17 protein-coding genes and 3 rRNA genes are annotated in these 22,065 nt (G+C 40.2%); 4 read left to right on the top strand and 16 right to left on the bottom strand.

Annotation, left to right across the window (positions count from 1 at the left end; translation table 11 throughout):
- Positions 1 to 52: 52 nt before the first annotated feature.
- From PARC_RS01600 to PARC_RS01570, 7 genes are all read right to left on the bottom strand, one after another.
- Entirely contained in the window at positions 53 to 1,783 is a 1,731-nt protein-coding gene (locus PARC_RS01600) for a response regulator (protein WP_010553839.1), read from the bottom strand.
- A gap of 123 nt (positions 1,784 to 1,906) precedes the next feature.
- The gene (locus tag PARC_RS01595; protein ID WP_010553840.1) at positions 1,907 to 4,240 is read right to left on the bottom strand and encodes a fatty acid cis/trans isomerase; all 2,334 of its coding nucleotides are present in this window, start codon (positions 4,238 to 4,240) and stop codon (positions 1,907 to 1,909) included.
- The gene (locus PARC_RS01590; protein ID WP_010553841.1) at positions 4,237 to 4,599 is read right to left on the bottom strand and encodes a hypothetical protein; all 363 of its coding nucleotides are present in this window, start codon (positions 4,597 to 4,599) and stop codon (positions 4,237 to 4,239) included. Before PARC_RS01590 ends, PARC_RS01595 begins: the two co-directional genes overlap by 4 nt.
- An 86-nt stretch (positions 4,600 to 4,685) precedes the next feature.
- Complete coding sequence (locus PARC_RS01585; RefSeq protein WP_010553842.1) at positions 4,686 to 5,480, bottom strand: VOC family protein; 795 nt, start codon at positions 5,478 to 5,480, stop codon at positions 4,686 to 4,688.
- 329 nt (positions 5,481 to 5,809) lie between these two features.
- Positions 5,810 to 5,924: ribosomal RNA gene (rrf, locus tag PARC_RS01580) — 5S ribosomal RNA — on the bottom strand.
- A gap of 151 nt (positions 5,925 to 6,075) precedes the next feature.
- A 23S ribosomal RNA gene (locus PARC_RS01575) occupies positions 6,076 to 8,947 on the bottom strand.
- 299 nt (positions 8,948 to 9,246) lie between these two features.
- Positions 9,247 to 10,782, bottom strand: a 16S ribosomal RNA gene (locus PARC_RS01570).
- The 16S, 23S and 5S rRNA genes sit together here, the layout of an rRNA operon.
- A gap of 995 nt (positions 10,783 to 11,777) precedes the next feature.
- Here PARC_RS01570 and PARC_RS01565 point away from each other — a divergent pair.
- Complete coding sequence (locus tag PARC_RS01565; RefSeq protein ID WP_007582860.1) at positions 11,778 to 12,257, top strand: RNA recognition motif domain-containing protein; 480 nt, start codon at positions 11,778 to 11,780, stop codon at positions 12,255 to 12,257.
- Here PARC_RS01565 and murI read toward each other — a convergent pair.
- Positions 12,220 to 13,020 (bottom strand): glutamate racemase, encoded by an 801-nt coding sequence (gene murI / locus PARC_RS01560; RefSeq protein WP_010555405.1) that lies wholly within the window; start codon positions 13,018 to 13,020, stop codon positions 12,220 to 12,222. The two genes, PARC_RS01565 and murI, sit on opposite strands and share 38 nt — an antisense overlap.
- Positions 13,021 to 13,085: 65 nt before the next feature.
- Positions 13,086 to 14,225 carry a DUF5610 domain-containing protein gene (locus PARC_RS01555; protein WP_010555406.1) on the bottom strand — a complete coding sequence of 380 codons (1,140 nt, stop codon included), beginning with the start codon at positions 14,223 to 14,225 and terminating at the stop codon, positions 13,086 to 13,088.
- 162 nt (positions 14,226 to 14,387) lie between these two features.
- Here PARC_RS01555 and trmA point away from each other — a divergent pair, with 162 nt between their 5' ends.
- Positions 14,388 to 15,485 (top strand): tRNA (uridine(54)-C5)-methyltransferase TrmA, encoded by a 1,098-nt coding sequence (trmA, locus tag PARC_RS01550; protein ID WP_010555407.1) that lies wholly within the window; start codon positions 14,388 to 14,390, stop codon positions 15,483 to 15,485.
- A 10-nt stretch (positions 15,486 to 15,495) separates the two neighbouring features.
- Here the strand turns inward: trmA and PARC_RS01545 are convergent, their stop codons facing one another.
- The 5 genes from PARC_RS01545 to ccoG form a co-directional block, all read right to left on the bottom strand.
- The gene (locus PARC_RS01545) at positions 15,496 to 15,948 is read right to left on the bottom strand and encodes a 2-thiouracil desulfurase family protein (RefSeq protein WP_010555408.1); all 453 of its coding nucleotides are present in this window, start codon (positions 15,946 to 15,948) and stop codon (positions 15,496 to 15,498) included.
- A 59-nt stretch (positions 15,949 to 16,007) separates the two neighbouring features.
- Complete coding sequence (locus tag PARC_RS01540; RefSeq protein WP_010555409.1) at positions 16,008 to 16,646, bottom strand: thiol:disulfide interchange protein DsbA/DsbL; 639 nt, start codon at positions 16,644 to 16,646, stop codon at positions 16,008 to 16,010.
- A 16-nt stretch (positions 16,647 to 16,662) separates the two neighbouring features.
- Positions 16,663 to 17,286, bottom strand: a complete 624-nt coding sequence (locus PARC_RS01535; RefSeq protein ID WP_007586563.1) for a thiol:disulfide interchange protein DsbA/DsbL — start codon at positions 17,284 to 17,286, stop codon at positions 16,663 to 16,665.
- A gap of 34 nt (positions 17,287 to 17,320) precedes the next feature.
- Positions 17,321 to 18,295: a serine/threonine protein kinase gene (locus tag PARC_RS01530; protein WP_010555410.1), complete on the bottom strand. Its 975-nt coding sequence runs from the start codon at positions 18,293 to 18,295 to the stop codon at positions 17,321 to 17,323.
- Positions 18,296 to 18,381: 86 nt separating this feature from the next.
- Positions 18,382 to 19,812: a cytochrome c oxidase accessory protein CcoG gene (gene ccoG / locus PARC_RS01525; RefSeq protein ID WP_007586568.1), complete on the bottom strand. Its 1,431-nt coding sequence runs from the start codon at positions 19,810 to 19,812 to the stop codon at positions 18,382 to 18,384.
- A gap of 288 nt (positions 19,813 to 20,100) precedes the next feature.
- Between ccoG and PARC_RS01520 the strand changes: the two genes are divergently transcribed.
- On the top strand, positions 20,101 to 20,460 hold the full coding sequence (locus PARC_RS01520; protein ID WP_007586569.1) for a hypothetical protein: 360 nt from the start codon (positions 20,101 to 20,103) through the stop codon (positions 20,458 to 20,460).
- On the top strand, positions 20,460 to 20,666 hold the full coding sequence (locus tag PARC_RS01515; protein ID WP_007586570.1) for a hypothetical protein: 207 nt from the start codon (positions 20,460 to 20,462) through the stop codon (positions 20,664 to 20,666). Before PARC_RS01520 ends, PARC_RS01515 begins: the two co-directional genes overlap by 1 nt.
- Before the next feature lie 27 nt (positions 20,667 to 20,693).
- Here PARC_RS01515 and PARC_RS01510 read toward each other — a convergent pair whose 3' ends face one another.
- Positions 20,694 to 21,281 carry a UPF0149 family protein gene (locus PARC_RS01510; RefSeq protein WP_007586574.1) on the bottom strand — a complete coding sequence of 196 codons (588 nt, stop codon included), beginning with the start codon at positions 21,279 to 21,281 and terminating at the stop codon, positions 20,694 to 20,696.
- 22 nt (positions 21,282 to 21,303) lie between these two features.
- A complete protein-coding gene (locus PARC_RS01505; protein ID WP_007586576.1) occupies positions 21,304 to 22,062 on the bottom strand; it encodes a type II secretion system protein N in 759 nt (252 codons plus the stop codon).
- Positions 22,063 to 22,065 lie beyond the last annotated feature (3 nt).

Below are 22,065 nucleotides of genomic sequence, written 5' to 3'. Positions count from 1 at the left end.
ACAGCAAGTTAACGCATATTAAAAGAGCTTAGCAAGCTTGTTATCTGCAAAATTAATTTATTTCACTAACAACGCTAATACTATTTAATGCGTCTTTAATTGCTTGCTGGCTTATTGGCTTATGAATATGGAGGTTAGCTCCGTATTCATAAACTCGCTCTATATCATTTTGTGAGGTATTTGCTGTTATAACAATAATTGGCATTACTTTATTAAGATCGGAACGTATTTTTTTAATAGCCTCAAACCCATCCATTACTGGCATGTTTAAGTCCATAAAAACAATATCGTACTGATTTTCACTCACCATATCACACGCGACTTTACCATTTTCTGCGCAATCATAGCTTAAACCTAATAAGCTAAGTATGCGGGTTAATAACATAGTGTTTAATGGGTTATCTTCAACGACTAAACACTTTAGTTTGTCATTTATTTTACGAGGGTTTGGGAGAGCTTTACTGGCAATTATTGGTAAGTGCAAAGATACCAGCGCTCCATGGGCTTCATTATTTTTGAAGGTAATTTCACCGTGCAACGCCTTTACAACATACTGAACACGAGTGAGACCTGTTCTTAATCCTTGAAAATGGTTTGTTTGTTTAAATGAGTCAAATTCAAGATCAGTAATCTCTTTCGAAAAACCACAACCAGTATCACTTACAGTTACACAAAGTTCATCATTAAAAAGCTTTGCAGAGACAGTAATTTCACCTTCTGTCGTAAACTTAATAGCGTTACTGATTAATTCTGTAAGCGTATGCTGCAAACGTTGATGATCCAATTTACATACACAATTTAATGATTCATCTAAACAACTAACTAGTTTTAGGCCTTTTTGCTGACAAGCATGCTCGTAAGCCATTAGTACTTTATTACACGACTCTAGAAGGCTTTCATTTTTAAATTGCGGTACCCATTTACCTGTACTTAAAGCTTGCAAGTCTTGCAGTTCATCTAATATGGCTATTAACCTAAGTGCGCAGTAATTAGCTTGGGTTTTAACGCTTTGCTGCGTATCAGAAACCTTTAACTCCTCAATAGACGTAATAAGCCCCTGTAAAGGAGTTCTAAATTCGTGACTTGCTCTGGCAATAAAATGCTCTTTATTTTGACTCACTTGTTGAGCGAACTCTTTTTGTTTTTGGTATTTAGACAATGCGTTACCTATTTCTTTTTCCATTGGCATAAATACAAATCTTAACTCTACAAGTAGTAAAAACATCGCCATAAGCCAAAATAATAATTCAAGGTTAGATACCCAGTTTAATTTTTGGACAGCTTGCTCTTCAAATAAATTCACTGCATGATCTAGTTGCTTTAATAGCTCTTCAACCTCAGTTACAGAGAATATACGCTTATCTACTTGGCCTTGTTGATAAAGCAAATTTTCCGCTTGCTGGATATATGTTGCAACTTGGGAATCTAGTTTATGAGGAGCTAACGTATATAGCTTAATAAGCTTAGGTGTAAGGTACTGATACTCTCCATTAGCATTTTTTGAAAGTAAGTAATTATGAGTTTTTTTGAATGATACGACTGATGCCTTTAACGCTTTAGTATGCTCAGAAATATTTGTTGCCGATAATAATAACTCATTACTATGCCAAGCTATTTTTTGAGAAAGCATTCTCTGCTTACCAGCCATATTTATTATTTTGGCGTCGTATTTTTGCACCGAAAAATAATACTGCATAAGTGATGCTGATGTGCTTATTAATAGTGCTATTGCTATTAATGCCCATCGGTAACGAGTACGGATATTCGCGACAACTTTAAACATACTAAGCCCTGTTTTTGTTTTAAGTGTAGCTCAATTTTTTAGAACTAATAAGCAGCTTAAATAATGATTATTAAATAAAAAAGCCCAACTAAAAAGTTGGGCTAATAAAATAAAACTATTTAACTATCTATTTTCTAAACGGTTATAGTCGAACATTCCATATTCTATCCCACGATATTTTTTAGCTGTATCGTGCAATATATCGCTGTATTGCCAAAACTGCGGATGAGTACGTCGAATACCAAACTTAGATTTCAATGCACCATAATCAGCTTCTATTTGCATCATAGGCAATTGCTCGGCAAAAGCATTTACTTGCTGCTCGTTATTTAAATACCAAATAGCTGCTGGATAATCTCCGATAAACCCAGGAACAATAGTCGCGGTATCTTCATCATAAGCACGTTGGCCATCTTCGTTTAATAAACTAGATATATTGTAATGTGCATTATGATGAATAATAGTGTAGCCCTTATGGCTATTATCTTCTTGCTTTACAAGTATAAAAGAAAGCTGAGGTAATAAGTTAACCGCTTTTGCTGGCATGTTACTTATTACATTTAATGGCTTTGGCACTTCAGTGTAGTTGTATTTTTCACTTAAAACTGGTGCTAAGGCTTCTTTCATCAAGGTATATAGTTCATGCTGTGGATCATCCGTTTCATAGTTAATACCACTGGGCTGGCTAAATTCTCGGTTACTTTTAAAGAACTTAGATAAGTCAGGTGGTGAATTACGATACCACTGCTTTTTGATTTGATTACGCTTGTGCTCAGGTAATAGAGCTAAAAAGTTTTGCTCTCCCTCTAAACGTAAAAAATCCATGTATAGCCGTGTAACCAATTGATGGCCTATATTTCCGTATACATCAAAGCCAGCAACAAGCAAATAGTGAATACGTTCAAATAACGCATAATCAAGTATCCACGTGGTTTTAGGCTCTTGACCAATAAAGCCTTTAACAACGGTCGCACTATCAAAGTGGCGGAAAATGGTCAGTGCAGCATTTTTATTATGCCCATCACCTTTCCAAAGCAAGTCAGTTGTAAGGTGCTCGCCATCTTTGAACATTTCGTTAGCAAGCTCAATTTTTGCCTGTAAATATTTTTTCTCACGAACTGAATATTTAACCCAGCTAGAGACAGGTAACGCATTACTTTCCTCAGCAGCTGGAAGCTCTAGCGCTTCCTCATGTTGCATTAGCATTTCCCCTACAGCAGGAGTCGCAACCTTATCAGGATCAGCAAATGCCACCCAAAAGTGATCATTTATAACATTTAAAGCAATCTGACCACGACAAACAGGTCCTTTTATAAAGCCCATAATAATTAACTCTGCTTCATCAAGCATAAATTGATATTTAGAATTAATAGGAATAACTTCAAAAGTTTTAAATGGGTTAGATGCTGACTTAGGCTCATAACTCGGCATTTGCGTGACAGTATAATCTGGCGCAATAAACTGCTCGTACAAACGCAGTAATTTAGCTTCATTAAGCTCAAGTGGTAAATGCGTTTTAGAAAGAATGGTTGTACGCTCTTGCATAAAACGATAATAAACACGGCTAACTTTAGGGTCATCGTATGGACGACGCGTATTAATTAGCTTTATTTTTTCGCCAGGAGGCGTACTTGAACGAACGAGTTTAAAAAAGTTTTGTGGGTTCTCTGACGTAAAATAAATATGCGCTAAAAACCAATGTTCATAAATGTAACGTGCTGATAGCTGATACTTTAAGCTATCTTGATTTAAAAATGCTTCCCAGCCCTTTATTTTATTTTGATCAAACTTGCTCGGTGGCTCAATATGTGACATTTTACCGCCATTTTTAAGCCAGTTCTGTAAATGATTAAACTCTTCGCGCGAAACCCCAGGTAAACCATAAGGCATACCGCCATGAGGTTGCTCGTCAGCTAATCGGTCAAACTCCCCCATTGTTGCACAGGTTTGCGAACGCCCTAATGAAAAATCAAATTCATCATCTAGCACTTCATTAGTTGGTAATTCATAGCTTTGCTTTAACACTAAACTATTAAATAAAACACTTCCCGCTAAGTTTGCTTCTTCACTTTGTACGCGCTCATTTAGCACTGGCGTAAAGTTTTTTTCTCGCCATTGCTGTGTATTGGTTGCATCAAACAATAAACGGCTTGGGGTCGTTGCCAATAAACGAGTTCCATCGTAAACGAGCTCTTTACTCAAACCTCGATCAATACCTTCAGGGGATGAGAGCTTAAGCTGGCAAGGTGCGTCATAACAACCATGGCAAACGACGCAGCGGGTATCGAGTACTGGTTTTACATTTTGTAAAAAATCAGCTCCAGCAAGAGTAGAATGCGGAACGATACGCTCTTGCGCTTGTTCAGGGCCAAATAAATCATCGTAATGTGCATTACCTAAGTAAGCACAACCACTAAGGATAATTAATACAAATGTACTTATTATTATTTTTTTCATTCGTCCTCGTCACCTAAATCGAAGGTGGGCATCATATCCATTTGAGGAGAAACGAATGTTTTCTGACCTTCAGTATTCAAAACAATACTTAAAAGAGGCCCATGCGTTAATGTTATCTGCGCATCATGCTCTTGCTCTAATATACTTAAATACAGAGAATCAGTTATAAGCAACTCATAACCGCTAACGGTAATAGCTACACTGCTATCTTCACTTGGATTTTGGCAAATTTGAGCAAGTAACTCATCATCAAGTCCAATTGATATTTCAAAATCAGGCTGCTCTAAATCTCTATTACTTAATGATTCATCTAATAGAAATAAAGGAAGGGTTAAATTGCTATCTTGTTCAAATTCCATTGCGTTCTCTGCACTTTCTGACGATTTAATTGGCGAGTATTATAACAAACTAGCGAGTAAATTAACGCTAAAGCTAATGTAACTGTTTAAACGTCATCTATAACAGATTCGATCACCGAAAATACAGCACCTTGAGGGTCGCATATAACACTAAAACGACCAACATCGGGGATATCTGTTGCAGGAACACATACTTGTCCACCTAGGCTAGCGGCTTTATTTACTGCTGTATCGCAGCTCTCTACTGCAAAATAAATCATCCAATGAGCAGGAATATCTTCAGGCCAATCGCTTGTCATCTCAAGCATACCGGCAATTGGGTGTCCACCTACTAAAAATAAAGTGTAGTTCATACCTTCCATTGGCTTTATTTCACTTTCCCAGCCTAGTAAAGCACAGTAAAAATCTCTACTTACTTTACTATTTCTGGTTGCTAACTCATGCCAATAAGGCGTGTTTAATTCACCTAAGTGCTTACAACCTTTATGCTCATTCCCCTGCCATAGTGCAACAGTGGCACCTACAGGATCTTTTAGCATCAACATTCGTCCTGCATTCATAACATCATGAGGACCGGCAATAACTTCAGCACCTAGTTCTTTAGCTTTTAGCGCACAATCATCAACATTGTCGACGGCAATGTAAGCCAACCAATGACTTGGGATCCCTTCACTAATTTGCTCTTTAGGCATTTCATACATAGCGGCTATATCACCAGCTTGCTTTTGTAGCATGGTGTAATATATGTCCTCCCCAATAGGTTGATCGTCATACCCCCAATCAAATAATGATGTATAAAACGTCTTACCTTCTTTCCAATTGTGTGTACAAAGTTCTGACCAACAAAAAATGCCATGTGGATGATTATCAATTTCACTCATTATTAAACCCTTATTATTCTATTTTTATCTAAACGAGCTCTGTCACATTTTATAAACTACATAATTGAACAGATCATAAATTGAGATTAGAGCAATAACTAAGCGGAGTCGATAAAAGAAGGGCAAAAAATTCGTTATTCAGTTGTTTCATATATGAGGCTTTTAACGCAGTTAGCGTCAGATTTAATCCCTCAAATTGATTAAATATTATTGCTGATCGATATAAATGATTTACTAAGAAGTCCTTCGCTCTAGAGGAATCCCTGAATCACTTTTTTGCAGACGTAAAAAAGCCCGAATCGTTAGATTCGGGCTTTCTACAATTTGAAGCCTGGTAATGTCCTACTTTCACATAGCAAATGCTACACTATCATCGGCGCTGTTTCGTTTCACTACTGAGTTCGGCATGGAATCAGGTGGGTCCAAAACGCTATTGTCACCAAGCAAATTAGGGCGTTAATTCGTATCGCTACGCATTAACTGAATTTGGAAAATATCTGATAATATTTTTTAAGTCTTTCTTAAGTAATATCTACTTTAGTCATATTAACTTCTTCGCTTGTTTCACTATCACATAAAACGCGTTTGGCGTTGTATGGTTAAGCCTCACGGGTAATTAGTACAAGTTAGCTTAATGGCTCACACCACTTCCACATCTTGCCTATCAACGTTGTAGTCTTCAACGGCCCTTCAGAGACTTTAAAAGTCTAGTGAGAACTCATCTCGAGGCCTGCTTCGCGCTTAGATGCTTTCAGCGCTTATCAGTTCCGAACGTAGCTACCGGGCAATGCCATTGGCATGACAACCCGAACACCAGCGGTTCGTTCACTCCGGTCCTCTCGTACTAGGAGCAACCCCTCTCAATTCTCAAACGCCCACGGCAGATAGGGACCGAACTGTCTCACGACGTTCTAAACCCAGCTCGCGTACCACTTTAAATGGCGAACAGCCATACCCTTGGGACCGACTTCAGCCCCAGGATGTGATGAGCCGACATCGAGGTGCCAAACACCGCCGTCGATATGAACTCTTGGGCGGTATCAGCCTGTTATCCCCGGAGTACCTTTTATCCGTTGAGCGATGGCCCTTCCATTCAGAACCACCGGATCACTATGACCTACTTTCGTACCTGCTCGACGTGTCTGTCTCGCAGTTAAGCTGGCTTCTACCATTACACTAACCGTACGATGTCCGACCGTACTTAGCCAACCTTCGTGCTCCTCCGTTACTCTTTAGGAGGAGACCGCCCCAGTCAAACTACCCACCAGGCACTGTCCGTAACCCCGATTCAGGGGCCAACGTTAGAACATCAAAACTACAAGGGTGGTATTTCAAGGTTGACTCCACAACAACTAGCGTCGCTGCTTCAAAGTCTCCCACCTATCCTACACATGTAGGTTCAATGTTCAGTGCCAAGCTGTAGTAAAGGTTCACGGGGTCTTTCCGTCTAGCCGCGGGTACACAGCATCTTCACTGCGATTTCAATTTCACTGAGTCTCGGGTGGAGACAGCGTGGCCATGGTTACACCATTCGTGCAGGTCGGAACTTACCCGACAAGGAATTTCGCTACCTTAGGACCGTTATAGTTACGGCCGCCGTTTACCGGGGCTTCGATCAAGAGCTTCTCCCTAAGGATAACCCCATCAATTAACCTTCCGGCACCGGGCAGGTGTCACACCGTATACGTCATCTTGCGATTTTGCACAGTGCTGTGTTTTTAATAAACAGTCCCAGCCACCTGGTCACTGCGGCTCCCGTCCGCTTAGAGAGCAAGTCTCATCACAGATAGGAGCGTACCTTCTCCCGAAGTTACGGTACGATTTTGCCTAGTTCCTTCACCCGAGTTCTCTCAAGCGCCTTAGTATTCTCTACCTGACCACCTGTGTCGGTTTGGGGTACGATTCCATATAATCTGAAGCTTAGAGGCTTTTCCTGGAAGTATGGCATCAGCAACTTCATCACCGTAGTGACTCGTCTCGTGTCTCAGGTTTAATGTTTGTCCGGATTTACCTAAACAAACGCCCTACTCACTTTCACATAGACTACCAACGCTATGCTTGCTTAGCCTGCTCCGTCCCCCCATCGCAATTATATCGAGTACAGAAATATTAATCTGTTTCCCATCGACTACGCCTTTCGGCCTCGCCTTAGGGGTCGACTTACCCTACCCTGATTAACATGGGATAGGAACCCTTGGTCTTCCGGCGTGGGAGTTTTTCACTCCCATTATCGTTACTCATGTCAGCATTCGCACCCTCCCGGGTCACCTTCAACGGCTTACAGAACGCTCCCCTACCACTCAGAATAAATTCTGAATCCGCAGCTTCGGTGCATAGTTTAGCCCCGTTACATCTTCCGCGCAGACCGACTCGACCAGTGAGCTATTACGCTTTCTTTAAAGGATGGCTGCTTCTAAGCCAACCTCCTGGCTGTCTGGGCCTTTCCACATCGTTTCCCACTTAACTATGACTTTGGGACCTTAGCTGGCGGTCTGGGTTGTTTCCCTCTTCACGACGGACGTTAGCACCCGCCGTGTGTCTCCCGGATATTACTTTACGGTATTCGGAGTTTGCAAAGGGTTGGTAAGTCGGGATGACCCCCTAGCCTTAACAGTGCTCTACCCCCGTAAGTATTCGTCCGAGGCTCTACCTAAATAGATTTCGGGGAGAACCAGCTATCTCCCGGTTTGATTAGCCTTTCACTCCTAGCCACAGGTCATCCCCTAACTTTTCAACGTTAGTGGGTTCGGTCCTCCAGTTGATGTTACTCAACCTTCAACCTGCCCATGGCTAGATCACCGGGTTTCGGGTCTATACCTTGCAACTATTCGCCCAGTTAAGACTCGGTTTCCCTACGGCTACCCTATTCGGTTAACCTCGCTACAAAATATAAGTCGCTGACCCATTATACAAAAGGTACGCAGTCACCCAACAAGTGGGCTCCTACTGCTTGTACGTACACGGTTTCAGGTTCTATTTCACTCCCCTCACAGGGGTTCTTTTCGCCTTTCCCTCACGGTACTGGTTCACTATCGGTCAGTTGGGAGTATTTAGCCTTAGATGATGGTCCACCTATATTCAGTCAAAGTTTCACGTGCTCCGACCTACTCGATTTCACTTAAAATGTCTTTTCATGTACGGGACTATCACCCTGTATCGTGGCGCTTTCCAGCAGCCTTCCATTAACACATAATAAGCTTAAGGGCTGTTCCGATTTCGCTCGCCGCTACTTTCGGAATCTCGGTTGATTTCTTTTCCTACGGGTACTTAGATGTTTCAGTTCTCCGCGTTCGCCTCGTTAACCTATGTATTCAGTTAACGATACCTGCAAGCAGGTGGGTTTCCCCATTCGGAAATCTTAGTCTCAAGCGCTTTTTACTAGCTTGACTAAGCTTATCGCAAGTTAATACGTCCTTCATCGCCTCCAACTGCCAAGGCATCCACCGTGTACGCTTAGTCACTTAACCATACAACCCAAACGGGTCTTTGTTTTGTGACAGTTTAACTTCGCCAGAAGTCAATATTGAATACTAAAGTAGATACCAATCAATCAACTCATAAGAGTTAACTAAATGGCACTGAATGGTACTGCTACCATTCTTTTTTTACTTTTGAAAACTCTTGATAAATACAATGTATCTATCAGAATTTTATTATCAGCTTTTCCAAATTTTTAAAGAGCATATTAATTAGTCATCCCAAAGGGACAAGCACTAATTAACAATCATCTGTGTGGACACTACGAACAAATAAGTTCTAAATCGTATAAGGAGGTGATCCAGCCCCAGGTTCCCCTAGGGCTACCTTGTTACGACTTCACCCCAGTCATGAATCACTCCGTGGTAAACGTCCTCCCGAGGGTTAGACTATCTACTTCTGGAGCAACCCACTCCCATGGTGTGACGGGCGGTGTGTACAAGGCCCGGGAACGTATTCACCGCGTCATTCTGATACGCGATTACTAGCGATTCCGACTTCATGGAGTCGAGTTGCAGACTCCAATCCGGACTACGACGCACTTTAAGTGATTCGCTTACTCTCGCGAGTTCGCAGCACTCTGTATGCGCCATTGTAGCACGTGTGTAGCCCTACACGTAAGGGCCATGATGACTTGACGTCGTCCCCACCTTCCTCCGGTTTATCACCGGCAGTCTCCTTAGAGTTCTCAGCATTACCTGCTAGCAACTAAGGATAGGGGTTGCGCTCGTTGCGGGACTTAACCCAACATCTCACAACACGAGCTGACGACAGCCATGCAGCACCTGTATCAGAGTTCCCGAAGGCACCAAACCATCTCTGGTAAGTTCTCTGTATGTCAAGTGTAGGTAAGGTTCTTCGCGTTGCATCGAATTAAACCACATGCTCCACCGCTTGTGCGGGCCCCCGTCAATTCATTTGAGTTTTAACCTTGCGGCCGTACTCCCCAGGCGGTCTACTTAATGCGTTAGCTTTGAAAAACAGAACCGAGGCTCCGAGCTTCTAGTAGACATCGTTTACGGCGTGGACTACCGGGGTATCTAATCCCGTTTGCTCCCCACGCTTTCGTACATGAGCGTCAGTGTTGACCCAGGTGGCTGCCTTCGCCATCGGTATTCCTTCAGATCTCTACGCATTTCACCGCTACACCTGAAATTCTACCACCCTCTATCACACTCTAGTTTGCCAGTTCGAAATGCAGTTCCCAGGTTGAGCCCGGGGCTTTCACATCTCGCTTAACAAACCGCCTGCGTACGCTTTACGCCCAGTAATTCCGATTAACGCTCGCACCCTCCGTATTACCGCGGCTGCTGGCACGGAGTTAGCCGGTGCTTCTTCTGTCAGTAACGTCACACATGATGGGTATTAACCACCACGCTTTCCTCCTGACTGAAAGTGCTTTACAACCCGAAGGCCTTCTTCACACACGCGGCATGGCTGCATCAGGCTTGCGCCCATTGTGCAATATTCCCCACTGCTGCCTCCCGTAGGAGTCTGGGCCGTGTCTCAGTCCCAGTGTGGCTGATCATCCTCTCAAACCAGCTAGGGATCGTCGCCTTGGTGAGCCATTACCTCACCAACTAGCTAATCCCACTTGGGCCAATCTAAAGGCGAGAGCCGAAGCCCCCTTTGGTCCGTAGACATTATGCGGTATTAGCAGTCGTTTCCAACTGTTGTCCCCCACCTCAAGGCATGTTCCCAAGCATTACTCCCCCGTCCGCCGCTCGTCAGCAAAGTAGCAAGCTACTTTCTGTTACCGCTCGACTTGCATGTGTTAGGCCTGCCGCCAGCGTTCAATCTGAGCCATGATCAAACTCTTCAATTAAAAAGTTTTATGTCTTTCGACAGCTCAATGAATTCTGAATTTATTTTAATATCTTTCGATATTGAATTGACTGTGCCGAATAATTACCGAAATAACTATTCTGTTGGTCACTCAGTTTTCAATTGAGACTCTAAATTTGTTTGCCTCGCTAATTACTCATAAAGAGTAAGTAGGTTGGCTGTTAGAACTCAATCTGTACGAGTGCCCACACAGATGATTGCTTTATATTGTTAAAGAACGTTGCAATTATAAAGTTAAACTTTATCTCGCTAGGGCTGCGCATATTACGCTTTCCTATTTTTTTGTCAACACTTAAATTTAAACTTTCTAAAAAGATTCAAACTAAGTTTTACTTAACACCCTGAGTTGTTCGTGCCTCGCTATGCGTTGGCGTTTCCCGTCTCAGTGGGGTCGCATTATAGGGAGATCCGAAAACAGATCAACCCTTTTTTGTTGGTCACTCAGTTTTCAATTGAGACTCTAATTTTTTTGCCTCGCTAATTACCCATAAAGAATAAGTAGGTTGGCTGTTAGAACTCAATCTGTACGAGTGCCCACACAGATGATTGCTTTATATTGTTAAAGAACGTTTTGAGTCGCTTTAGCGTCTCAAGGGATGCGAATAATACACCCTTTATTTTTCGAGTCAACACTTAGTTTTAAACTTTCTTTTTTAGATAATTTAAAACCGAAGTTTTATTTAACTCTCTGAGTAGTTCGTGCCTCGCTATGCGTTGGCGTTTCCCGTCTCAGTGGGGTCGCATTATAGGGAGATCCGAAAACAGATCAACCCTTTTTTTAGATCTTTTTACTGTTCGAACAAAAATAGAACAAAACCATGTAAAACCATATGAAAACCTTCCTAAGATGATGCTTTTTTGTGCTCTTATTTATTATTTAATACAAATATCATTGCTATGTTTGATTTAGACGTTAAGATAGCAAGTTCACAATGTTAAATTAATGTTTATTTCCTGTTTATTGGTAGATCTAAAATGAAATTACCCGATCAAAAATCTTTTATCTTCTCTGTTATTCTTGCTGTAGTTGGTTTTGTTGTTGTTGAGTTCGCTTTAGGCGGCTTAGCTTTAAACCCTGCATTACTATTTGGTGCTGGTTTATTAATAGGTGCGATTGCTATTGCTGCAATGTCATCTGATGTGACTGAAGAAGCTGAAGTTAAAACAAAAACGCTTTATGTTGGTAACCTTCCTTATCGTGCAAACGAAGGTGTGGTTCGTGCATTATTTGAAGAACAAGGCAAAGTATTCAATGTTCGTTTATTAAAGGATAAGAATACTGGCAAGCGTCGTGGCTTTGGTTTTGTTGAAATGGCGCAAGCTGATGCAGACAATGCAATTGCTAACTTGAACGATAGCGAGTTCCAACAACGTACTTTAAAGGTACGTGAAGCAAAACAAAAACAAGAAGATGATTCTAATGCTCTACGTACTGAGACGGATCAGTCAGTGTAACTAGCTTTACCGCTAGCTTATTGCTAAACACATCAGCCGTTGCATAATATTGCAGCGGCTTTTTTATGTCTGTTAGTTTATTTACACACAAGTTAAGTTGGTTAAGTAGGTAGTTGACTCTGTTTGCTATCGCTACACCTGAATCAAGTAATTTTACATTCCCTTCAAAATACTGACTAATAGGCTCTGCTAATATTGGAAAGTGCGTACATCCTAATACAAGTACATCTATAGTTTTATCTATATGTAGGTCATCAAGCACTTGATGCAACTTGTTTGTATCCAAAGACTCTGTAAAAAAGTATTGCTCAGCTAAAGTTACTAACTCAACACTGCTATATAGATTAACGATTACATTACGTGCATGTTCAGCAATTAATGTTTTAGTGTATGAACTGGCGACCGTTGCCGGTGTGGCTAATAAGCCAATATGATTTGAACGTGTTAACTCTGCCGCAGGCTTTATTGCTGGCACAACACCTACTATAGGAATATCTGTCATTTGGCGAACAGCACTAAGTGCAGATGTAGAAGCGGTATTACACGCTATTACAATTAAATCAACATTAAGCGTATTAGCTTTGATGAAATGAATAAGTGAGCACAATCGGTTGATTATTGTTTGTTGGGATTGAGCACCATAAGGTAGGAATGCATTATCCATAAAATAGCTGTACTGAGCATTGGGGATACTTTGCTTTATATGCTCAAGTACAGTAGTTCCACCAATACCTGAATCAAAGACCATTATATGCGCTGACAAACTACCGTTCCCACTTTACTTTAAGAACGGCAGTTTGCCATGGGGTATTTATAAAAGAAAGTAGTTTAGCTTTGTGTGGTTTCTAAATCGACAAGATCATCGGCCGCTGAATTTAATTGATTAAGGTTTTCGAACATAGACTTTGTATAATCTACTAACTTATCTATTTGTTCCTGATCTTGATTTAACCATTGTAGAATGCCACCTAGTTGATTTTGTAATCCAAGTTCACCCGCTTTTTCAAAAGCATTTTTAAGATCGTCATTAAAAGGGGCTAAACCCTCTACTACGTGTTTTTCTGGTGCTGGTTTATATTCTTCATAGCTTTTAACTGTTGCTATTGTTTTTGTTTGGCGTAAATCCATAGAAAAAGCCACCAGCTGATCGCTGTCTAAACTCAGCTCTTGCGCTTGTTCAAATGCTTCATCTAAATCACCACCAAAAAAGGTTTTACTTAAATCCTGTAAGTCTTCCATCATTGCATTAATAGCTTCTTGCTCTTGCTCATTTAAGTCACCATTTACCGATATCGAAAATGATACCTGTCGAGATTGCGATGATGAGCTTGTAAACGACTCACTATTACTGTTTTGCTGATAGCCACTTGCCGATTGAGATTCAAATGCATCTGCAAAGCTAATACTTACCTCATCGCCTTCTGCGGTAGTAAATTTATACTCTGCATTACTCGTCATACTGACATATTGAGCCTGGCTTATATTTACGCTGGCAGGTTGTGGGTTAAATAACGACTCTTCAAACTTATCGAGCCCATTGTAAATCCCCTCTTTGGACTTATTAATCCCCTCTTCCATGTCATCATTAAATACGCCTGTACCTTTGAGTTCATCAACAGCGTCGTCAATCCCTATTTGGACTCCTTTGCGCGCGTCGCCTAACATATCTTTGAGCTTTTCGTCATCAGCGCCGTTAGCTTTTGCTTTATTAACAGCACTACTTACAAAATCGAGTACGTTTTTTACTATTTCATCAAAATCAAATAGTGGTTTATCTGCTTTTTTTTCTGCGATAGGCAACCCAAGCTGCTCAGCCATTTTATCGCCAAGCACCTTTGCGGCCAACTCTCGGCCTCGTTGTTGATAGCTATCTTGAGGAGACGTAATTGTAGGTTGCTGTATATCAGCTTTATTATTGAATTTATTGATGTTGTTGTTTGGCGTAAAGCCATAATTACCTATTTTCATGATTAGTCTCCTAAGCGTGCGTAGTTTATTATCGGCTATAACAATAAAAACTAAAGTACAATGTTCAATAAAACAGCATAAATGCTAGCCAAAACTAGACAAATACGCAGCGCTCCCTACAATAGCGCCGATAAACAGATCTTAGATAAGGTAGTAGCGTTAATGGCAGTTATTAAAATAGATACCACACAGTACCAAACGCAGTTAAGTGAAAAAGAGCAGCGTATTAGTGCACAGTTCCAACGTTTTGGTGTGGAGCAACTAGAAGTATTTAGCTCAGAGCCAACTAACTACCGCCAACGTGCTGAATTTAGAGTATGGCACGACGGTGACGATCTGTTTCACATTATGTTTGATCAACAAACAAAAGAAAAAATCCGTGTTGATACATTTGATCCAGCAGCGCCTCTAGTTGGTGAAATAATGCAGGTGATGATTGAAAATCTTAAGCCTTGTGAAATATTACGTCGTAAGTTATTTCAAATCGATTACCTATCCACGCTAAGCGGTGAAATTTTAGTAAGCTTGCTTTATCACAAACCACTTGATGATGAATGGTTAAGTGAAATTAAAGCGCTTAAAGAAAAACTAAGCAGTAAATACAAAATTGACTTTATCGGCCGTGCTCGCAAACAAAAAGAAGTGCTGGGTGATGACTTTGTAACTGAGCGTTTAACAGTTAATGGTCAAGAGCTTATTTATCAACAAGTAGAAAATAGCTTTACTCAGCCTAATGCAAAAGTAAATATTAATATGCTGGAGTGGGCGCAAGATTTATGTAAACCACTTAAAAATGATTTATTAGAACTGTATTGCGGTAACGGTAACTTTTCAATTGCGTTAGCGGGCTGTTTTAATAAAGTATTAGCAACAGAAATATCAAAATCATCTGTTCATTCTGCTCAATACAATATTGCTAAAAATAACGTAGAGAACTTAGATATTATTCGTATGTCTAGTGAAGAGTTTACTCAAGCAATGAATGGCGAGCGTACTTTCTCTCGTTTAGACGGTATTGACCTTAAAAGCTATGACTGCCAAACCATATTAGTTGATCCACCGCGCGCGGGCATGGATGAATTAACGTGTGACTTAGTGGCTAACTACGAAAGCATAATTTATATATCGTGTAATCCTGAAACCCTTGAGCGTGACCTTGACCACCTAACACGTACGCACAACGTTAAGCGCTTTGCTATATTTGATCAGTTCCCATATACACATCACATTGAGTCGGGTGTTTTCTTGCAGCGCAAATAACCAGCCAAAATTAAAGTGCCAGTACTTTTATAAGTGCTGGTATTTGCTCTTCACTAAATACTTGAATACCATTTTTTATTAATAATGCTGTAGTTAAACCTAGCCCTTCGATTTTTACTCCGCGATGCTTTCCATCATATATTGTATTTCGTCCGCAAGAAGGGCTCGATTCTTTAAGTAGAGCAAAACGAACTTGATTCTTTTTACAGAGTTCTAGCGCTATATTAGCTCCAGTTTGAAACTGTTCTGTTACATCTTCCCCTAAATTAGTAACTACACTCCCCTGTATTATTTCAGCAGGAGCTCTAGGAGTAGGAAGCCCACCAGCGACCTCAGGACAAAACACAATTAATCTATTTTGTTTTTGCCACAAATTAAGCTGTGGATGCAAAATTGCGTGTCCTCTACCATCGTAGCGAACAGGCTGCCCTAGCAAACAACTCGATACTAATATTTTTTCCATCGCTATATCCTTATAAAGCAAAAAAGCTCCTTAAGGAGCTTTTTTAGTTTTAGCTAAACTTACTTGTTAGCTAAGTAATTAATCAGTTTGCTAATATCTTCTGGTTCAGTAATACCCGACTCACGACCTAGGTTTAATTTATACTTACCATTTACAATAAATGTAGGTACGCCACGTAGTGCGCCTTTTTCTTTAAAGTAGTCTTGATCGCGTTTCATTTTAGAGCTCAGCGTTCGTACCGAGAAGCTTTTAAACAGCTTATCAAACTTATCGCCATCAACGCCCTGCGCTACAAATATATCTTTTACATCTGCAAGCTCATTAAAACTAGCGCGCTTTGTATGAATATGATTAAAGATTGCAGAGACAATTTTATCTTTTTGCGGAAGCACTTCTGCAGTAGCGAGTGCTTGGCTCATCATCTGTTGGTTTTCTGGGTCGCGTACACCTACAAAATCAACATGGCTCTTTTTAAATTTAACGTTTTTATCAAGCTTAGGCTTAAACTCACCAATTAGTGCTTCCATGTTATTACATGCAGGGCAGTAAAATGAGAAAAACTCTTTAATTTCTGGCTTTTTAGTTGCGCGCTCAGAAACAACGTCGTAATGCACGCCTTCTTCATACGTTGCTGCAAAGCTTGTTGCCGCCATAGGAAGTAGTACTGCAAGCAAACCTGCTTTAACTAATTTAATCATTATTATGCTCCGAAATTTATAGTGCTAATAAAAACGCTACTAACTCATCAAGTTCTTTTTGATTTTTGATGGTGTTGAGGTTTATTTTATATTTATCGTTAACAATAAAAGTAGGTACACCTGTAAGTGCGCCTAATTTTGAATATTTATTTTGTTTGTTTTGCATTGCTTGCTCAGCCGAAATAACTGGCATGCTTGCAATTTCTTGATCAAACGTTGCGCTATCAATACCGTTTACTTCAAGTAATTTTTTAACGTCTTTCATTTCAGTTAAAGGAGCACGCTGAACATGAATACTTTTAAAAATTTGATCGCTAATACTCTGCGCCTGACCATGCTGCTTAGCAATTAAGTAGGCAAAGCTTAAATTACTTTGTGCTTGTGGCGACACGCCACCTAAAAAGTTCACGTGGTTTTTAATAAACTCCGCGCCTTCTGGCAAGCCTTGTTCAATTGCTTTTGCTACTGGTTCAAATTTAAAACAATGTGGACAGTAAAATGAGAAAAACTCGGTTACTTGTGGTGATGTACTTTTGTCTACATCAATAACAGTGTATTGATTATCAACTTCAAACTGTGCAGCAAGTGCTGCAAATGGTAAACATAAAAGTAATAAACTCAGTTTTAATTTTTTAAGCATTTGTATCTCGTTGTACTTGTCTTTAAATAAAATATTACGGCAATAACTTTAACGGTGCTTCTTGCAGTGCTGCAAGTTGCTCCTTCAGTGCTAAAATTTGTTGCTCCCAGTATTTGTCATCAGCAAACCATGTAAAGTTCCGCACAAAGGCAGGATCGCTCCATCGTTTAGCTACCCATCCCATATAATGGATAATACGCATCGCTCGCAGCGGTTCAATTAATTTGAGTTGAGAGTGATCAAAATCACAAAACTCTTCATACGCACTCACAAGGGTGTCTAACTGTAACAGTTGCGTCGCTCTATCGCCACTGAGCATCATCCATAAATCTTGGATTGCAGGACCTTGGCGGCTGTCATCTAAATCAACAAACATGAGCGCATCACCTGCCCACAAAATATTACCAACGTGGCAGTCACCATGTAAGCGAATACTTTGCACATCTTTATACTGTTTTTGCGCCTGCTCTATCACTAAATCTAAAATAGTATAAAAGGCAGTATTTATTCCCATAGGCACTAAGTTACTTTTTTGAAGATGAACTTTGGCTGTATGTAAATACTCCTCGCAAGTAACTGTTGGCCTATAAGTAAAAGGCTTTGTTTTAGCTACTTGGTGCATACGGCCAATTAAACGCCCCATTACATCAAGCTGATCTAAGTTATCAACCTCAAATAAACGCCCGCCGACACTTGGAAACAACACAAACAAATAACCTTCGTGTTCAAACAAGCTTTGCCCATTATATAAAATAGGGGCAACAACAGGCACTTCCGCTTCTGCCAGTTCAAATGCAAAGTCATGCTCTTCTTGAATTTGCTCTTTACTCCAGCGCTCTGGGCGATAAAACTTCACTACGTAACGCAGGCCATCATCGGCTTTAAATTGGTACACTCTGTTTTCATAGCTATTGAGTGCCAACAAACCAGATTCAGCGTACACACCTACGCTTTCTATTGCATCGAGTATTAGATCAGGTGTTAAGTCAATAAAACTAAATTTACTCATACTCTTCTTATATAAAATAAAAAGCGGGTTATATACCCGCTTTTGTTAATTGCTATATCAACTTACCTATTTAAGGTAGGTTGTGATTATCGCGCTTTAAAAAAGTTACTCGACTGCGATATTGTCTCATCCGGCTCATCTACCGGTGAAAGCACAAAGTTAAACTCTGTCATCGACACCTTCAAATCATAAGGGTCCATTACAAGCGACAATGGCACATTATGAGATTGCCCTGCCTGCACAGTAAATGACTGCTTACCAATATACTTAAAGTTATCTAACCCTTGCACTTTAATATTAAAAGTTTGCTCGTACTGCGCCTTGTTGATTACCTTTAATGTGTAGGTGTTCTCTACTAAACCATCAAAATCGACACGATATAATTGGTTTCGATCACGAATGATATCAAAGTCCATTGTTTTACGCAGCGCTATATTAGCTACAAGTGCTCCCGTAAGCACAACAAGTATGACCGTGTAACCAATGATTTTAGCTCGTAGTGGATTCGTTTTATTTTCTGGGGTTTCGAGGTTTCGCTCTGTCGTATATGAAATAAGTCCACGCGGGTATTCCATTTTATCCATTACGCCATCACACGCATCAATACATGCACCACAGTTAATACACTCAGCTTGCAGCCCATTTCTAATATCAATACCTGTTGGGCACACTTGAACACACAGGTTGCAGTCGATACAGTCGCCTAGCTCTAAATCTTCATGATCTACTTTACGTGAACGAGGACCACGGCTTTCACCACGGCTTTCGTCGTACGTTACAGTGTATGTATCTTTATCAAACATAGCTGATTGAAAACGTGAGTAAGGGCAAATGTGTAAACACATAATTTCACGCATCCAACCGGCATTACCATAGGTACACGCAGCAAAGAAAATAATACTGACTAGTGCATAACCACCCACGTTAAACGTTACAAAATCAGGAAGTAACTCTCTGATTGGCGTAAAGTAACCCACAAAAGAAATAGCGGTATATAACGAAAACAATACCCAACTAGTATGCTTTGCCGTTTTACGCCAAAACTTATCAAAATTCATGGGTCTTTGATCGAGTTTTTTACGCTGATTAGCCGTGCCCTCAAGCTTTTCTTCAAACCAAATAAAAATAAAGGTCCAAACAGTTTGCGGACATGTGTAGCCACACCACACCCGTCCATAGAAGGTGGTCACTAAAAACAGCGCAAATGCTGCCAGCATAAAAATAAACGCTAATATGGTAAAATCTTGAGGCCATAGCGTTAAACCAAAAATATTGTATTTTTGACCAATTAGATCAAACAGCACTGCTTGCTGGCCGTTAAAATTAATCCAAGGAAGTAACATAAACGCAAGTAGGCCTAAAAAGCCAATGCGCTGCCTAAGTAATTGATGTAGGCCTTTTACGGCACGCACATAAATACGATTTCGGGGATTGAACCTATCATCTTGACGGCTTAAATCCGGTTTTTGGATTTTCACCTCTACAGGGATATTCTTTACTTTAATTTGCTTGTCCATCGAAGTTCCTCAACGCCGCTTGGAAATAAAAATCCAGCAATACTCAAGTACTCTATACTTAAAGCTAGCAAGTTACTTGCTAGGCAGATTTACTTTAATAAATTGCCTTCTCGAATACTTTCAGATATTTCAGAAATATCTGACTGCTGTTAACCATTATAACAATGTTGGTTAAAATTACTGGCATAGATCGCTAATAATTTATTCATCCCAGTTACTTGCTTTTAAAATGCAGTTTATTACACTGCATGGTAATTCAACCCTACTTAGATCAAGGTTTACGTATCCATGAAAAAATTTATTATTTTGGTAGTTGTGATCCTTGCCTTTTTTACAATCGATCATCCGCTTATAAAAGAACCTCGCGAAAGGTTATTAGGTGAAGGCATTGGTTTTTTAAGTGATGCAAGTAAGGTTAACAGAAGCCCTGCTGCAAATATGGCTAAAAATAGAATCAGCACTCAACTTAAATTGTCTGAATCTGAGGGTGAGTACGTAGAAAAAACGTTTACAACAGATGACTCTGTTCAGTTATTTCACCTACGCTATTGTCGTGAACGTGACTTAAACCTTTATTTTTATGGCGATCGTTTAAATACAGTATGTAAAATAGTGACTGAAGCATTAGAGCAAAAGCGAGCAAAGTAGTGGATTTTTCAGGATTAAATAAAAAAGCAAGCGACTCATTTCATAAACAACGCAATATGCTCAAGCAATTGGCACAAGGCAAAACGTTAAAGTGTGAGAAGTGTAATGGGGTTTTAACACTTAATTTAGCCACCAGTGAACCTGGTAAAGGCGTAGTAAAGTGCAAACAAGGCTGCACGGATATTATATTAGAGCTAGGCACTTAGATTAAACTAAGCGCCTGGTATTAATAATTACTCTTCCCAACTCTCGTCGGTTATCAAACCGCTATTAATTGCGACCACTTCAATTAGTTCAGCAAACCCTAATGCAAAGTCACCCATTGATTCATATTGGTACTGACACAAGGCTTCTATAGTCATGTTATTTTGTTTGGCAATCTGAGCTATTGCAAGCTGGTCGAGTGCAAAAAAGCTTAATGTACTTAACGCACTTTCTAATGCTTGTTTAAAGTCAGTGTCTAATTGCGGTGCATTTAACAAAGGCTCTGCGTAAGCTTTGGTTGCAACTAAGAAACCTTTACTCCATGACTTACAAAACTCAGCATCAAATGTGTTAGGTAATTTGTATCCTGTTTCAAATACTTGCTCACTAATTTTATGATATAGCGCCATAAACAAGAAAAGTACTTCTTCATCTAAATCATTAGCTGTATTTGGTAATATCTGCTCAAGCCACTCATGCACATCTAATGGATTGGGCGAACAAATAACGCCAAATAAATAGCCTTGGCTTTGTTGAAGGGTCATTGCTTGAGATTGGGTATTTAAAAATGTGCTGAGCTGCTTTGCGTGCAGCTCAGTAAATTGGGGTATTTGCATTAAAACTCTTTATATTCAAACATTAAAAGTTGAGCGGGTAACGACCTTGGCTATCTGGTCGGCCTAAAAATTTAACCGCATCATGTACATCTTTAGGTAAGCTAGCATCTGGTTTTACATAACCTGCCACACTAAAGTCGAAATTAGCTTTAAGTGTAGCATCTGCCTCAAGGCCAAGCGTATTGTCTGGGTCAATTAATATAGCAATATCGCCCGACTTACAGCTTAACTTACCAGCCAGAGGGCCAATATTAAACCACCCATTTAAGCCTTGCACGTCAATATTAGGGCTCGCTATTTCACCTTTTAGTGAATCACAATAAGGTGCACCTGAGCTGTATTCATCAAGTTCTAAAATTACACGTCCTTTAGCGGTTACAGGTAGGGGAAGCTGCACGCGCTGCATTGCACGCTCTACTGTTGAGCGCACTAGGCCGTCAGTCACTTTAACTTCTTGATTAAAAAGCCCATAACTTACATCAGCATAACCCGAGATATCACTACGCTCTCGTGCATTACCAAACTTCACATTCGCATTTAGCTTGCCTGTAAATAACTTCCAGCCAGCAATGTCCCAGCGCACATTATTTAACTGTTCACCATCAAAACGAACTTGCATCATTTGACCTTGCCAAACAGTGCCTACAGTTTGGCCTACTTCTAATTGCTTTGGAAAGTACGGTTTTGCTATATCTAGTGCAATATGTGCTGGTAATTTAATAATACAAAACACAATAAAACTAATTAAAAAGACAGCCGATAACGTTATTATTTTTTTCATTAA

Source organism: Pseudoalteromonas arctica A 37-1-2 (assembly GCF_000238395.3).
GTDB lineage: Bacteria > Pseudomonadota > Gammaproteobacteria > Enterobacterales > Alteromonadaceae > Pseudoalteromonas > Pseudoalteromonas arctica.
The sequence above is the reverse complement of the archived record's forward strand: the minus strand, read 5'-3'. Positions and strand labels throughout refer to the sequence as shown.